The following is a 14,979-nucleotide window of genomic DNA, read 5'->3' on the forward strand; positions in this document are numbered from 1 at the left end:
GCTTGGTGTACAGATTGTCAAGCCGGTGAAACAGCCTCGAAGCGACCCGGCCTGGCGAAATCAACGCTGACAGCACCTTTTGAGGGAGAGGATTATGAGCAATTTCAGCCTTTTGATCGACGGCAAGGCGCATCCCGGTGCGGGCATATTCGATGTCATCAATCCTGCCACCGGCCAGGCCTTTGCCCAGTGTCCGCGCGCCGATTCGGCGCTGCTGGATAAGGCCGTGGCCGCTGCCAAGGCGGCATTCCCTGCATGGTCGCGTACCCCTGCCGAAGCGCGGGCCGCGCTGGTCAACGCGCTCGCCGATGCGCTGGAGCAGCGTTCCGACGAGTTCGCCCGGCTGCTGACCAGCGAGCAGGGCAAGCCGTTGCCCCAGGCCCAGTTCGAACTGATGGCGAGCGTCGGCACGCTGCGCACCTTTGCCGCGATGAAGATCGAACCGGTGACCCTGCGCGATGACGAACGCGGCACGGTGATCGAACATCGCAAGGCGCTGGGTGTCGTCGCGGCGATCACGCCGTGGAACTTCCCGGTGGTGCTGATGATGAACAAGGTTGGCCCGGCGCTGGTTGCGGGCAACACCATGGTGATCAAGCCCGCCCCCACGACGCCGCTGACCTCGCTGCTGTTCGGCGAGATCTGCCGCGAGCTGCTGCCGGCGGGCGTCATCAACATCATCTGCGACGAGAATGATCTGGGCGGTCAGCTGACCAGCCATCCCGATGTCGCCAAGGTTGCGTTCACCGGCTCCACTGCGACGGGCCGCAAGGTGATGCAGTCCGCTGGTGACGGCATCAAGCGGGTCACGCTCGAGCTGGGCGGCAATGATGCCGCCATCGTGCTCGACGATGTCGATGTGGCCGATGCGGCGGCCAAGGTGTTCCATGGCGCGATGCTCAACGCCGGGCAGATCTGCGTCGCGATCAAGCGCGCTTATGTGCCGTCATCGATCTACGACCAGTTCTGCACCGAGCTGGCCCGGATGGCGGAGGCGATGGTCGTTGATGATGGCGCGCGCCAGGGGGCGGAGATCGGCCCGGTGCAGAACCGCGCGCAATATGAGAAGGTGAAGGAATTTCTCGCCGATGCCGCCGCGCGCGGTGCGGTCATCGCGGGCGGCGCTGCGCTCGACCGGCCCGGCTATTTCATCGCGCCGACCATCGTGCGCGATGTCGACCGCGACGCCCGGATCGTGCGCGAGGAACAGTTCGGACCGGTGCTGCCGGTGCTGCCCTATGACGATGTCGATGCGCTGATCGATGAGGTGAATGATTCGCCGTATGGCCTCGCTGGAACCGTCTGGGGCAAGGATCGCCAGCGCGCGACCGAGATTGCCATGCAGATCGAATCCGGCACCGTCTGGGTCAACCAGCATCTGGCGATCGACCCTGAAATCCCGTTCCGCGGTGCCAAGCAATCGGGCCTGGGTGCAGAGCTTGGCCAGGCGGGCCTGCACGAATATACTCAGGCCCATATCGTCAACATAGCGGCCTGAACAACCGGCCCGAAAACACAGGCGATGGATGGCGGCAACGGCCGCAGGAGGGGGACAGGATGATCGAGATTTTCTCCACGGCCCAGGCGGAGAGCGAAAGCGGCATCGAATTCTGGAACACGCTACTGGGTGAAACCTATCGCGGGCTGATCGTCGATCCGGTGGGGCAGCGCTTTCATGCCGAACTGAAGCGCTGGTCGCTGGACGGCATGACGCTGACCTGGCCGCAATCCGCCGCCGCCCGCATTTCGCGGTCGCGCGCCATGCGATCGGACGATGCGCTGGTGCTGCACGTGCTGCATGCGGGACAATGCACGGTATCGCATCGCGGGCGCGAGGCGCATCTGGCACCCGGCGACATGGTGCTGTGTGCGGCACAAGAGGCTTATACCTTCGAGGCACCCGAACGGCACCAGATGCTGATCGTGGAATTCGACCAGGCGATGCTCGCCAGCCGGATGACCGATGTGGAGGCGCATCTGGCGCGGCCGGTCTCGGGCCAGTTCGCCTCCACCCGCATCCTGCGCAATTTCCTCCTGTCGCTGTGGCACGAGGCATCGGCCAATCTCGATGGGCCGACCAGCGCCGTGTACAGCGATACCATCCTGTCGCTGGTCGTCGCTGCGCTGCAGGCGGAACCATCGCAGGCAGTGGCCGGGGACGACCCATTGCTGGCGCGGATCAAGGGGATTGTCGAGGCGCGCCTGGGCGATGCGGGTCTGACGCCGTCGGCCATTGCCGACCAGATCGGCATGCCGCTGCGCACCATGCAGCTGGCGTGCTCGAAGCGCGGCATCACCTTGTCCAATTATATCGTCCGGCGGCGGCTGGAAAAGGCGCGCGAGCTGCTGGTCAACCGGCCTGGCGTGCCCGTTACCGCCATCGCCTATGAGCTGGGCTTCAACGACTGCGCCTATTTCGCGCGACGCTTTCACGCGGCGTTCGGCGTGTCGCCGACCGAGTTCCGCACCCGCCACTGACTTGCGCCCGAGTCCGGTTATTTTGCGCGATCGTTACAGCGGCCCCGTGCCCGCACTGCTACCCCCGATGCATAAAACAACTATTTCAGGGGATGGATATGCGGATTGCGCGCGTTTCGTGCAGTGTTCTGGCAATGGCTCTGGCGCTGGTCGCCGCTCCGGCCTGGGCGCAGGATGCCAGCACCGGCCAGGCTGAACAGCCGGCACAGGAAGAAGGGCTGCAAGAGATCGTCGTCACCGCGCAGCGTCGCGCGGAATCGCTGCAGGATGTGCCGATCGCCATCTCTGTCTTCAGCGCCGATGCGATCACCGAGCAGGGCGTGGGCAATCTCGCCGCGCTCTCGCGTCTCGCGCCCAACGTCAACCTTGACGCCGGTACCCCGTTCTCGGGATCGACCGCAGTCATTTCCGCGACCATTCGCGGCATCGGATCGGATGACTTTGCCTTCAACATCGATCCCGGCGTCGGCATCTATCTGGACGGCATCTATCTGGCCCGCACTGTCGGCGCCAATCTCGATCTGCCCGATGTCGCGCGGGTCGAGGTGCTCAAGGGGCCGCAGGGCACCCTGTTCGGGCGCAACACCATCGGCGGCGCGATTTCCATCGTGACGCGCGAGCCGGGGCGCGATTTCGGCATTACCGGCGATGTGACCACGGGGCGCTTCAACTATCTGCGCTTCCGCGGCACGGTCGATCTGCCGCTGGCAGACAATCTGCGCACCTCGCTCACCGTTTCCAGCTCCAACCGTGACGGCTTTCTGCGCCGGGTGCCGTTCACCGGAGCGGGCGCGCGCTTTGCGTCCAACTCGGACAGCTTCCTCAATTTCAACCATTCCAGCTACCGCACCGCAGAGCGCGAAGGCGGGGAGGGCAGCTTCAGCATGCGCGGCCGCGCGATCTGGGAGCCTTCGGACCGTTTTCGCGTCTCGTTCTCCGGCGATTATTCGCACAGCGACAATAGTGGCCAGGCGAGCAAGCTGCTGGGCACTTTTGAAAACCTGCCCGGGCCCTTTGCCGGCACCGCCAACCTGCCGGGCACCGCATTCAGCCCGACCAATACCGGTTTCCTGTTCGGCGGCCTCTACAATTTCTGCATCAACTCGACCCCGGCACAGATCGCCGCGCGCAACGCCCAGGCTTTGTGCGGTGCGCGCGGAACGCAGTTCCTTCCGAACCGCCGCCTGACATCCTTTGCCAGCGTCAATGTCGATGCGGACCCGACCAACGACCGCATCCCGTGGGACAGCCGGTTCCTCAACCCGAATATTGACGAAAGCTATTCGACTGGTCCCAGCTTTTCCAAGCTTACCGCCTGGGGCGTGGCGGGTACGCTGGAATATGACCTGACGCCCGATATCCAGATCAAGTCGATCACCGGCTATCGCAAGACCAACTGGAAGGCCGGCGGCGACTATGACGGCTCGCCGCTCAGCATTGTCGAGATCACCTTCGAGCAGAACCAGTGGCAGTTCAGCGAGGAGCTGCAGCTGCTGGGCTCTGCGCTCGACGACAAGCTGACCTTTGTCGGCGGTGCCTATTATTTCGAGGAAAAGGGCAACCTCCACGATTTCGTGACCTTCAACGAAGGTCTGGTGCAGGTCGATGGCCCCAACCGGTTCGACACCAGCAACTATGCGTTTTTCGGCCAGGTGGATTATCGCCCGATCGACCTGATCAGCTTCACCATCGGCGGCCGCTATACCAATGAAACCAAGCGGTTCGAGGGCAGCCAGCAAGAGCTGAACGGCTTCAACTACCGGTTGTTCGGATGCTCCGCGCCCGATGGTACGATCGCGCCGCTCGGCCAGTTCCCGCTCGCCCCTCCGGGCGTGCCCTGCTTTGCCGGGCTCAGCTTCCCGTCGGCGGCCGAACCGACCCGCGTCTATGTGCCGGGCGTCAACCGCGCCAAGTTCAACAATTTCTCCCCGCGCGTCGGTGTTCAGCTGCACCCGAGCGAGGATCTGCTGATCTTCGGTAGCTGGTCGCGGGGCTACAAGACCGGTGGCTGGACGACACGCCTCACCAATCCGCAAGGCAATGTCGCGCCCGATTTCGGTCCGGAAAAGGCCGAGACATTCGAGGCTGGCGTCAAGGCGACGCTGCTCGACCGTCGCCTGCAGGTCAATGCATCGGTGTTCACCACCGAGTATACCGGGGTGCAGCTCAACATCCAGATCGGCACCTCGCCGACCATCGACAATGCAGGCGATGCGCGGATCAAGGGCGCGGAACTGGAGATCGTGGCGCAGCCGCTGCGCGGCTTCACCATCACCGGCGCGCTCGGCTATCTGGACACCGCCTATACCGCGATTGCGGCAGCAGCGCTGGTCAATTCCTCGGCCATTCCCGGCATCCAGCGCGGCATCGCGATCGGCGCGCCGCTGCCCAAATCGGCGGAATGGAAGTTCAACCTCAGCCCGCGTTACGAGCACCGCCTGCCCGATGGCAGCGGGATCATCGCGCTGGCAGACTGGTCGCATGCCAGCAGCTTCCGCAACGATATTGCAGGCACCGAGCTGCTGTTCCGCCCGGCGACCGACATGTTCAATGCGTCGATCCAGTATGTCACGGCGGACGACAGCTGGTCGCTGACGCTGGGCGGCACCAACCTTTCCAACGAGCGTTTCGTCACGACAGGTGGCCTCAACCTCTCGGCGGGCACCGCCTTCGGCAGCTACAACCGTCCGCGCGAATGGTTTGCGCGGCTGGGCTTCAAGTTCTGATCGGGGCGGCAGGGGAGACGCGATCAATGGCCCATGCTGCCAGAGCCGCCGTGCTGCGCCAGCCCGGCGGCGTGCCGGGGATAGAGCCGGTCACGCTGGAAGAGCCACGGCCCGACGAGCTGCTGGTCGAGATCCGCGGGGTTGGCGTGTGCCACACCGATATGGTGATGCGCGACCAGCATCTGCCGGTGCCGCTGCCGGTGGTGCTGGGGCATGAAGGAGCGGGGATCGTCCGCGCGGTCGGCCGGGATGTGACTGACTTTGCCCCCGGCGATCCGGTGGTTTTGAGCTTCATGTCGTGCAGCCATTGCCCCTCGTGCGACGAGGACGCCCCGGCCTATTGCCACAACTGGTTTCCGCTCAATTTCTTCGGAGCCAGGGCGGATGGATCGACCGGCCTGGTCGATGCAGGCGGCAAGGCGGTGCACAGCCATATCTTCGGCCAGTCGTCCTTTGCCAGCCATGCACTGGTCAACCGGCGCAACGCCATCAAGGTGCCCGGCGACCTGCCGATCGAGCTGCTCGGGCCTTTGGGCTGCGGCATCCAGACGGGGGCAGGCGCGGTGCTCAACAGCTGCCGGGTGCGGCCGGGGTCCAGCGTTGCCGTGATCGGTGCAGGCGCTGTCGGCCTGTCGGCCATCATGGCAGCGCGGATCGCCGGGGCGGCGACCATTGTCGCGCTCGACATCAATCCGGCCCGTATCGAGCTGGCGCTGGACCTTGGTGCAACCCATGGCCTGCGCGCGGATGCGGACAGCTATCCGGGGCATGCCGCTGCTGCCGGATGCCCCGCAGGGTTCGACTATATCTTCGACACCACCGGCATCATCGGCGTGGTGAACGAGGCCATCACGGCGCTGGCACCGCGCGGCGAGATGGCGCTGGTCGGGGCCTATGCCCCGGGCACGCCGGTGGGCGCGGATCCGACGTTCATCATGAGCGGCGGACGCGTCATTCGCGGTATCGTGGAAGGCAGCGCCGATCCGCAGCGCTTCATCCCCGAGCTGATCGAACTCTACCGCGCGGGCCAGTTCCCGTTCGACCGCCTGATCGAGCGCTTTCCGTTCGATCAGATTGCCGACGCCATCGAGGCGGGCGAAAGCGGGCGCGTGGTCAAGCCGGTGCTGATCCTGCCCTGATCGGACGGGGGTCGATCTGATGCGGGCCAGCAAGAGGTTCGCGCATTTTGGTTGTGTTTTACTACCAAGTGCGCGAACCTCGCAAAATGAGTCGTTCGCACAATCAGCCTTGCCCCGTCGCCGCTTCGCTCAACCAGCTGGGCGACATGTGGACATTGCTGATCGTGCGCGAGGCGCTGAACGGCGCGACCCGTTTCGGCGATTTTCAGCGCAATACTGGTATAGCCAAGACCATGCTGTCCGACCGGCTGGACCAGATGGTGCGCGATGGCCTGCTCGAGCGGCATGATATCGGCCAGCGCGGCGTCCGGCACGAATATCGGCTGACCCGCAAGGGCCGCGCGCTGGTGCCGGTCATGGCCGCGATCAGCCAATGGGGCAATGCCTGGCTGTTCGGCGAGGGGCAGGAGCCGATTGCGCTGGTCCATCGCGAAACCGGTGAACCCATTGCCCCGCTGCGACCATCCGATGCGCAGGGCCAGTCGTTCGAATGGCGCGATGTCCGCATGGTGCCGGGGCCAGGAGCCGCGCCCGCGCTCAAGACCCGTTTTGCCTCCATTCCCCCCAATCAGGAGTGACCGATATGGCCAGCAGCCCCACGGATGCCTGGAAGCCCACCGCCTGCGGATTATGCTATGCCAATTGCGGGGTGCTGGTGCAGACCGGCGGCGAGGACGACCACCATATCCTGCGCGTCAAGGGCGACAAGGATCATCCGGCCTCGCGCGGCTATACCTGCAACAAGGCGCTGAAGCTCGATTATTATGTCAACGGTCGCGACCGGCTGACATCGCCGCTCCGCCGCCGCCCGGACGGCAGTTTCGAGGAAATCGACTGGGACACCGCGATCCGCGAGGTCGCGCAGAAGATGGCGGCGATCCGCGACACGCACGGCGGCGACAAGATCTTCCGCTATGGCGGCGGCGGGCAGGGCAATCATCTGGGCGGTGCCTATTTCTCCTCGGTCATCGCCGCGCTCGGCATCAGATACCGCACCAATGCGCTGGCCCAGGAAAAGACCGGCTTTGGCTGGATGATGAACCGCATGTTCGGCGGCGGCGTGCATGGCGATCTGGACCATGCGCAGACGCTGATGATCGTCGGCAAGAATCCGTGGCAGTCGAACGGCTTTCAGCGCGCGCGCATTCTGATGCGGCAGATTTCCAGGGACCCGGACCGCACGCTGATCGTCATCGACCCCAAGCGCACCGAGACGGCGGAGCTGGCGGATATCCACCTCGCTGTCCGGCCTGGCCGCGATGCCTGGGCGCTGTCTGCGATGATCGCGCATATCGTGCAGAATGACATGCTGCCGCACGACTGGCTGGCAGAGCATGCCACCGGGCTGGAGGCGGTGATCCAGCGGTTCCGGACGATCGATGTCGCTGCCTATAGCGAATTTGCCGGGCTGGATCCTGCCGATGTCATCGCGGCGGCAGAGGCGGTCGCCAAGGTCGAGGCGGCGGCGCTTTACGAGGATATCGGGCTGCAAATGGCCCCCAACTCGACGCTCGGAAGCTATCTCAACCTGTTGCTGATGGCGATATGCGGCCATTTCGGGCGTCCCGGGACGATGGCCATCACCTCCAACCTGCCCGGACCGTTTTTTGGCAAGTCCGATCAGGGCGTGGTGGGCGAGGACGAGCGCGAGACTGGCTGGCGCACATCGCCGGTCACGAACTCGCGCATCGTCAGCGGGCTTGTGCCCTGCAACGACGTGCCCGCCGCGATCCTGACCGATCACCCCGACCGCTATCGCGCGATGTTCATCGAAAGCGGCAATCCGGCACACAGCATGGCGGACAGCCAGAGCTGGCGCGAAGCCCTGCGGGCGCTGGACCTAGTGGTGGTGATCGACATCGCGATGACCGAAACTGCGCGCGAGGCGCATTATGTGCTGCCCGCGCCCAGCCAGTACGAGAAGTGGGAGGCGACCTTCTTCAACTTCGAGCATCCGGCCAATGTCCACCATCTGCGCGCGCCGGTGATCCCGCCGATCGGCAATGTGCTCTCCGAGCCGGAGATTCACAGCCGGCTGGTCGAGGCACTCGGCGTGATCGATCCTGCCAGTCTGGAGCCGCTCAAGGCCGCAGCGGCCAAGGGGTTGGATGCCTATGGCCCCGCATTCTTTGGCCATATGGCGCATAATCCCGGCCATATGCGGTATGCCCCGCATATCCTCTATCGCACTCTGGGGCCGCATCTGCCCGAAGGCGCGGCAGCAGCGGCGATCTATTGGGGCATGGTGCAGCGCTTTGTCGCCGGTCATGCCGAAGCCGTGAAGCGTGCTGGCCATGCGGGCGAGGGGCTGGCGCTGGGCAACGCGCTGTTCGAGGCGATCCTGCATGGGCGGTCGGGTACGGTGTTCGCTGTCGATGACTTTGCCGAGAGCTTTGACCGCATCGACTTTGCCGATCGCAAGATCCGCCTGCATGTCGGCGAGATGCTGGACGAGGTGGAGGGGCTTGCCGCGATGCAGGATGCAGTCGCGGCCGATCCCGATTTCCCCTTCATCCTGGCTGCAGGCGAGCGGCGGATGAACACCGCCAATTGCGCCATCCGCAATCCCGCCTGGATGGACAGCAACGATGCCACCTCGCTTGCGGTGCATCCCGACGATGCCCGGCGGATAGGCGTGGCGGACGGCGGCATGATCCGCGTCGTCACGCGCAATGGCGAAGCGACGGTCGATGTGCGGATCGACGACCGGCAGAAACCCGGCACACTGGCGCTGCCCAATGGCCTGGGCATGCTTTATCCCAATGCACAGGGCCATGCGGTGGGGATGGGCGTATCGGTGAACGAACTGACGGGGCTGGAGAACAAGGACCGCTTTGTCGGCACGCCCTATCACAAATATGTCCCCGCCCGGTTGGAACGGGTGGCCTGAGGGCCATCCTTCAGCGCAAGAAATGTCAAATTCCGCGCCACGCTGGGCTAAAGCCAGGCGCGGTGGTCGCAGATAGACATCATCCCTGCACAAAGGCCCGAAAAAGGGTCGGCTTGATAGGGAGCAGGATGATGAAGAGCCTCAACTGGGCGCGGCCGATGGTGCTCGCGCTGACCATCTCGACATCGACGATCGCCTGGGCGCAGGAAGCCCCGGCCAGCGATGACGCCGCCGCCAATACCGGCGAGATCATCGTTACCGCGCAAAGGCGCGAACAATCGCTGCTGGAAGTGCCCGTGGCGGTGACCGCGCTCGGCGGCGATGCGCTGGCGCAGCGCGGCATCAGCAATTCGGCGCAGCTGGGCGAGGCGGTGCCCAATCTGCAGATCAACAGCCCCTATGGCAGCACGCAGCCCAATTTCTCGCTGCGCGGCATCGGCGTCGCCAATGAATATAACAGCAATCAGGCATCGCCCGTCGGGGTGTACCTGGATGATGTCTATCTCGCCCCGCGCACCAGCCACGGCATGGGCCTGTTCGACCTCGACCGGATCGAGGTGCTGCGCGGGCCGCAGGGCACCCTTTTCGGCCGCAACACCACCGGCGGCGCGATCAACTTCATCACCCGCAAGCCCGATCTTTCGGGCACCAATGGCTATGTCCAGTTGGGCTATGCCAATTTCGACACCTTCACCGCTCAGGGTGCGGCAGAAGCAACCCTGGCCGAGGATGTCGCTGGGCTGCGTCTGGCGGTCAACTATGCCAAGGGCGATGGGCAGATAGAGAATGTGCTGCCCGGCGGGCGCGACGCAGCATCGGTCGATACGCTGCAGGGCCGTCTGTCGCTGCGGGTAAAGCCCAGCGAAACGCTCGACATCGTGCTGCGCGCCTATGGCGGGCGCGATCGCGGCACCCAGGCGGCGGTGCACGGCCTTGGCGCCTTCCGCACCGGGCTTGGCTTTTTCCAGACCAGCGAGAACCGCATCGGCAACAACAATACCGACGCTTGGGGCTTTTCCGCCAATATCGCGCTCGAGCTATCGGACCAGTGGAGCCTTGCCTCGATCACCAGCTATGACGGTGGCAAGCAGAACCTGCAACAGGCGGCGGACGGCTCGCCGCTCGACCTGCTCGATATCAACTGGCGCTCGCGCTACCGCCAGTTCAGCCAGGAACTGCGGACCAACTATAGCGGCAATGGCGTCGATTTCGTCGGTGGGCTGTTCTACGGCTGGGACCGCAACATCACCGACAACACGTTCAACCTGCCGCTTCCACCTGCAGGCGGTTTCTTCCAGCACTATCGCCAGGTCCGCAAATCCTATGCGATTTTCGGCCAGGCCGATGTCACGCTGGCCGAGCGCTTGGTGCTGACCCTTGGGGCACGCTACACGCGCGACCGCTCGCGCTATGACGATGCCTTTGCCTTTCTGTTCGTGGGGGCAGTGGGTGCGCCTCAAACGCCGCTGGCGACGACCGTGCCCTGCGCAGGCGTGGCCGGGACTTGCCCGTTCAATCCGGCGGCGCGCTTTGCCCTGGCCGATACCAACAAGGCGCTGACCGGGCGGATCGCGCTCAGCTATACATTCGACAATGGCCCGCTCGTCTATGCCAGCTACAATCGCGGCTATCGCGCAGGCGCGGTCAATGGCGGCGGCTATACCTCGTCTGCGGGCATCGGCTATATCGAGCCCGAGCGGGTCAACGCCTATGAGCTGGGCATCAAGGGGCGCACCGATGACCGGGTGTTCACCTATGCCGCGTCCGCCTTTTACTATGATTATTCGAACCAGCAGCTGCAGGATACGCGCGCCGGGCCGGTGTCCTTCCTGGTCAACGCGCCCGCATCCGAAGTCTATGGCGTGGAGCTGGAAACGACCATCCAGCCGACCGATGGCGTGCGGATCAACGCGGCGCTGGGCTGGCTCAAGTCACGCTACAAGACGCTGACGCTGCAGGGGGCGAACTTGTCGGGCAACGACCTGCCGTTCGCGCCAGAGCTGACCGGCCAGCTCGGCCTGGAATGGGACATGGCCGAGGTTGCGGGCGGCACCATCACCTTCGCGCCCAATGTCGTCTATTCCAGCCGCCAGTTCTTCTCGCCGTTCAACACCGACAATGCGCCGGGGACGCTGCAGCTCAATTCCGAACTGCAACAGGGCGCCAATGCCAAGGTCAACGGCACATTGAGCTGGTCGGATGACCGCATCACCGTGCGGCTGTTCGCCAACAATCTGCTCAACCGCAAGACCTATGGCTATGGCCTCGACCTGAGGGGTGCGGGCTTCCCGTACAATTTCCTCGTCCCCAATGCGCCGCGCACCTTCGGGGTCAGCGTCCGGTTCGGCTTCTGACCATGGCCATGATCGACCTCAAGGACCCGGACCTGTATGTGCAGGGCATGCCCTATGCTGCACTGGCGCAATTGCGCGCAGCCGGGCCGGTCCACTGGAATCCGGAAGGTGATGGCCCCGGCTTCTGGGCAGTGCTGGGCTTTGACGCGATCATCGAGGTGTCGCGCCAGGCTGACCTGTTCTCTTCCGCCTATGACAATGGCGGGCACCGAATCTTCAACGAGAACGAGATCGGTCTGGCCGGAACCGGGGAATCGCCGATCGGCATTCCCTTCATCTCGCGCGATCCGCCGGTCCACACGCAATATCGCAAGTTCGTGATGCCCGCTCTGTCGCCGGCACGGCTGGACGGAATCGAAAAGCGGATCGAAGAGCGGGTCGAGCGCCTGTTTGCCGACGTGCCGCTCGACACGCCTGCCGATATCCTGCCGCTCTTTTCGGTGCCGCTGCCGCTGCTAACGCTGGCCGAGCTGCTGGGTGTGCCTGCCGATCGCTGGCATGACCTGCACCGCTGGACCGACGCGTTTGTCGGTGAGGACGATCCGGAACTGCGCCAATCGGCCGAGGCTATGCAGGCTGTGCTGGGCGAATTCATCGGCTTTGCCACCGAACTGTTCGAACGTCGCCGCGCCGAGCCTGGGCCGGACCTGGCCTCTCTGCTGGCAAACAGCGAGATCCACGGGCAGGCCGTGACATTGCCCGATTTCATCGGCAATCTGGTGCTGGCGTTGGTCGGCGGCAACGAGACCACGCGCAATTCGATCAATCACAGCCTGATCGCCTTTGCCGACCATCCCGATCAGTGGGAGAGGCTCCGCGCCGACCCGGCGCTGATCCCCCAGGCGGTCAAGGAGATGGTGCGCTTTGCCAGCCCGGTCATCCATATGCGCCGCACCGCCATGCGCGATACCGAACTTGGCGGGCAGGCGATCCGCAAGGGCGACAAGGTAGTGATGTGGTACCCCAGCGGCAATCGCGACGAACGGATATTCGCCGATCCCGACCGGTTCGACATAGCAAGGCCGATCCGCCAGCATCTCGCCTTTGGCAGCGGCACGCATGTCTGCGTCGGATCGCGGCTCGCGGAGATGCAGTTGCGTCTGGCCTTTTCGTGCCTGGCTCGCCATGTTCGGCGGATAGAGATTGCCGCGCCCCCACGCCGGGTGCGATCCAATTTCATCAACGGCTTCAAGCAGCTGGAGGTCAGGCTGGTTACATGACGATGCGCCAGGCACAGCCCAGTCTCCAGCCGGCCAATGATCGGTGGCAGAACAAGGACATCATCTGCGATGTGCTGGGCCGGGCGCCCGATGTCGAAATGGGGTCGATCGGTGAAGGCTGGTCGCTGTGCCGCTGGCGCCAGTTCGTGGGCAGTTACACGCTGCCCGCGCTGCCCCAGCCGATCTTTACCGTGCATGTCGCGGGCAAGCCGCAGGTCAAGACCTGGGATCGGGGCGGCTGGACCGAGACCAGCTCGATCCCCGGCTGCGCCACCATCGTGCCTGCGGGCATGCCGACCGGCTGGCTGGTCGATGGCGAGCTTGATGTGGTGACGCTGTCGGTGTCGTCCGAGGTGCTTGCCGGCCAGCCGCATGCCGAACAGTTCAACAAGATGCGCTTTGCCTTTGCCGATCCGTTGGGCGTGGCGCTTACCCGGCAGATTCTGGCAGAGCTCTATGCACCCCAGGCAGAGGAGCGCACCGCCTATGTCGCGGCGATGGTCGGCGCGCTCAAGGCGCATATCCTGTCCGGCCCGCCGGTCCAGTCCCATGCCACCGACATTCCGGTGTCCGATTTTTCCGCCTATCGCCTGCACAAGATCATGAACGCGGTGCTCGCGCATCCCGAGGATGAGCACAGCCTGGAGGCGATGGCCGCAGTGGCCGGCGTGACGCCATCGCATTTCTGCCGCCTGTTCAAAAAGGCGACCGGCATCTCGCCCCACCAATATGTGATGAAGGCCAGGCTCGACCGCGCGCAGCAGATGCTGGTGCAGACCGATCTCAGCCTCGCCGCCTTGTCCGAGGCGACCGGCTTTGCCAGCCAGAGCCATTTCAGCCGTGCTTTTCGCAACTGGTTCGGCATGGCGCCCAGCGAATATCGCCAGCAGGAATTGAAGCTGCTGGACCTGAACAAGGAGTAGGTGATGATCGAAGCGCTTGCCGCACTGGCGCACGAACCGGGCGGGGATTTCACTGTCGAGCCGATCATGGTGGAAGAACCCCGGGCAGGCGAGGTGCGCATCGCGGTCAAGGGCGTCGGGCTGTGTCATACCGACCTGATCTTCCGCGACCAGATCGCTCCGTTCGCATTGCCCGGCGTGCTGGGGCATGAGGGCGCGGGCGTCATCGACGCGGTGGGCGAGGGCGTCGAGGGGCTTGCCATAGGCGATGAGGTGGTGATCGGCTTTTCGAGCTGCGGCGCATGCCCGCGCTGCGCCGAACATCTGCCCAGCTATTGCCAGAGCTTCGTGCCGCTCAATTATGCGGGCATGCGGCTGGAGGATGGCAGCAGCGCCTATTCGCAGGATGGCCAGCGGCTGACCTCGCACTTTTTCGGCCAATCGTCCTTCTCGACGCTCGCCATCACGCGGGCGCGCAATGTCGTGAAGGTAGATGCATCTAGGGTTCCGCTGGAACTGCTCGGTCCTCTGGGCTGCGGCTTCCAGACCGGGGCGGGCGGGGTGATGCGATCGCTGGGATGCCCCAAGGGTTCGAGTATCGCGATCTTCGGTGGGGGCCCGGTGGGCCTGGCTGCGGTCATGGGTGCGGTGATCCAGGGATGCGCGACGATCATTCTGGTCGAACCCATTGCGGCGCGGCGCAAAATTGCGCTCGAACTGGGGGCGAGCCATGTCATCGATCCGGCGGACGCACCCGATCTGGCAGCGGCGCTGCGGGCCATCGTGCCGGCAGGGCTCGATTTCGCCTTCGATTCGAGCGGAGTCGTTTCGGTCATAGAGGCTGGTCTCGCATCGTTGGGCAGCCATGGCGCGATTGGATTGGTCGGCGTGCCGTCGAAGGCCGATGCGGCGATCAGCGTCAACATCGCCGCGCTCATGACGCCGGGGCACCGTATCATCGGCATCATCGAGGGGGACAGCGATCCGCAGCAGTTCATTCCCGAACTGATTGCCCATCATGCTGCAGGGCGCTTTCCGTTCGACCGGCTGATCACCACCTTTCCGTTGGCGCAGATCAACGATGCAATCGCTGCCCAGGCGCGCGGGGAGTGCATCAAGGTGGTGCTGGTGCCGTGACAGGATTGTGCGGTGACCAGAGCGAGGGATCGCAAGGCCGAGCCGGACGTTGAAAAGAATCTGCAAAAAAAGGTTTGACTCGAATCAGGCGAGTGCATAGATGCCGCTTCACCGATGGGGACGCGCAGTCGCT

The 14,979-nt window shown here is 64.4% G+C and carries 10 protein-coding genes; all 10 read left to right on the forward strand.

The window, feature by feature from the left end; all coding sequences use genetic code 11:
- The first annotated feature begins 91 nt into the window (after positions 1-91).
- The 10 genes from OU999_18095 to OU999_18140 all read left to right on the forward strand — a co-directional run bounded on the left by OU999_18095 (position 92) and on the right by OU999_18140 (position 14,846).
- Positions 92-1,498 carry an aldehyde dehydrogenase family protein gene (locus tag OU999_18095; protein WAC25475.1) on the forward strand — a complete coding sequence of 469 codons (1,407 nt, stop codon included), beginning with the start codon at positions 92-94 and terminating at the stop codon, positions 1,496-1,498.
- A gap of 59 nt (positions 1,499-1,557) precedes the next feature.
- Positions 1,558-2,478 carry a helix-turn-helix domain-containing protein gene (locus tag OU999_18100; GenBank protein WAC23613.1) on the forward strand — a complete coding sequence of 307 codons (921 nt, stop codon included), beginning with the start codon at positions 1,558-1,560 and terminating at the stop codon, positions 2,476-2,478.
- Positions 2,479-2,576: 98 nt separating this feature from the next.
- Positions 2,577-5,204 carry a TonB-dependent receptor gene (locus OU999_18105; protein ID WAC23614.1) on the forward strand — a complete coding sequence of 876 codons (2,628 nt, stop codon included), beginning with the start codon at positions 2,577-2,579 and terminating at the stop codon, positions 5,202-5,204.
- A 26-nt stretch (positions 5,205-5,230) separates the two neighbouring features.
- Positions 5,231-6,343 (forward strand): NAD(P)-dependent alcohol dehydrogenase, encoded by a 1,113-nt coding sequence (locus OU999_18110; GenBank protein ID WAC23615.1) that lies wholly within the window; start codon positions 5,231-5,233, stop codon positions 6,341-6,343.
- Positions 6,344-6,429: 86 nt separating this feature from the next.
- Complete coding sequence (locus OU999_18115) at positions 6,430-6,921, forward strand: helix-turn-helix domain-containing protein (GenBank protein WAC23616.1); 492 nt, start codon at positions 6,430-6,432, stop codon at positions 6,919-6,921.
- 5 nt (positions 6,922-6,926) lie between these two features.
- Entirely contained in the window at positions 6,927-9,233 is a 2,307-nt protein-coding gene (locus OU999_18120) for a molybdopterin-dependent oxidoreductase (GenBank protein WAC23617.1), read from the forward strand.
- Between the two features lie 128 nt (positions 9,234-9,361).
- On the forward strand, positions 9,362-11,587 hold the full coding sequence (locus OU999_18125) for a TonB-dependent receptor (protein ID WAC23618.1): 2,226 nt from the start codon (positions 9,362-9,364) through the stop codon (positions 11,585-11,587).
- Positions 11,588-11,589: 2 nt separating this feature from the next.
- On the forward strand, positions 11,590-12,807 hold the full coding sequence (locus OU999_18130; protein ID WAC23619.1) for a cytochrome P450: 1,218 nt from the start codon (positions 11,590-11,592) through the stop codon (positions 12,805-12,807).
- Entirely contained in the window at positions 12,804-13,730 is a 927-nt protein-coding gene (locus OU999_18135; protein ID WAC23620.1) for an AraC family transcriptional regulator, read from the forward strand. Before OU999_18130 ends, OU999_18135 begins: the two co-directional genes overlap by 4 nt.
- 3 nt (positions 13,731-13,733) lie before the next feature.
- Positions 13,734-14,846 carry an NAD(P)-dependent alcohol dehydrogenase gene (locus tag OU999_18140; protein WAC23621.1) on the forward strand — a complete coding sequence of 371 codons (1,113 nt, stop codon included), beginning with the start codon at positions 13,734-13,736 and terminating at the stop codon, positions 14,844-14,846.
- Positions 14,847-14,979: the final 133 nt, after the last annotated feature.

It is taken from the genome of Blastomonas sp. SL216, from assembly GCA_026625625.1.
Lineage (GTDB): Bacteria > Pseudomonadota > Alphaproteobacteria > Sphingomonadales > Sphingomonadaceae > Blastomonas.

Coding starts and splice junctions, on each gene's coding strand:
- OU999_18100 (WAC23613.1), top strand. CDS start 1,558: ATGATCGAGATTTTCTCCACGGCCCAGGCGGAGAGCGAAAGCGGCATC.
- OU999_18105 (WAC23614.1), top strand. CDS start 2,577: ATGCGGATTGCGCGCGTTTCGTGCAGTGTTCTGGCAATGGCTCTGGCG.
- OU999_18110 (WAC23615.1), top strand. CDS start 5,231: ATGGCCCATGCTGCCAGAGCCGCCGTGCTGCGCCAGCCCGGCGGCGTG.
- OU999_18115 (WAC23616.1), top strand. CDS start 6,430: ATGAGTCGTTCGCACAATCAGCCTTGCCCCGTCGCCGCTTCGCTCAAC.
- OU999_18120 (WAC23617.1), top strand. CDS start 6,927: ATGGCCAGCAGCCCCACGGATGCCTGGAAGCCCACCGCCTGCGGATTA.
- OU999_18125 (WAC23618.1), top strand. CDS start 9,362: ATGATGAAGAGCCTCAACTGGGCGCGGCCGATGGTGCTCGCGCTGACC.
- OU999_18130 (WAC23619.1), top strand. CDS start 11,590: ATGGCCATGATCGACCTCAAGGACCCGGACCTGTATGTGCAGGGCATG.
- OU999_18135 (WAC23620.1), top strand. CDS start 12,804: ATGACGATGCGCCAGGCACAGCCCAGTCTCCAGCCGGCCAATGATCGG.
- OU999_18140 (WAC23621.1), top strand. CDS start 13,734: ATGATCGAAGCGCTTGCCGCACTGGCGCACGAACCGGGCGGGGATTTC.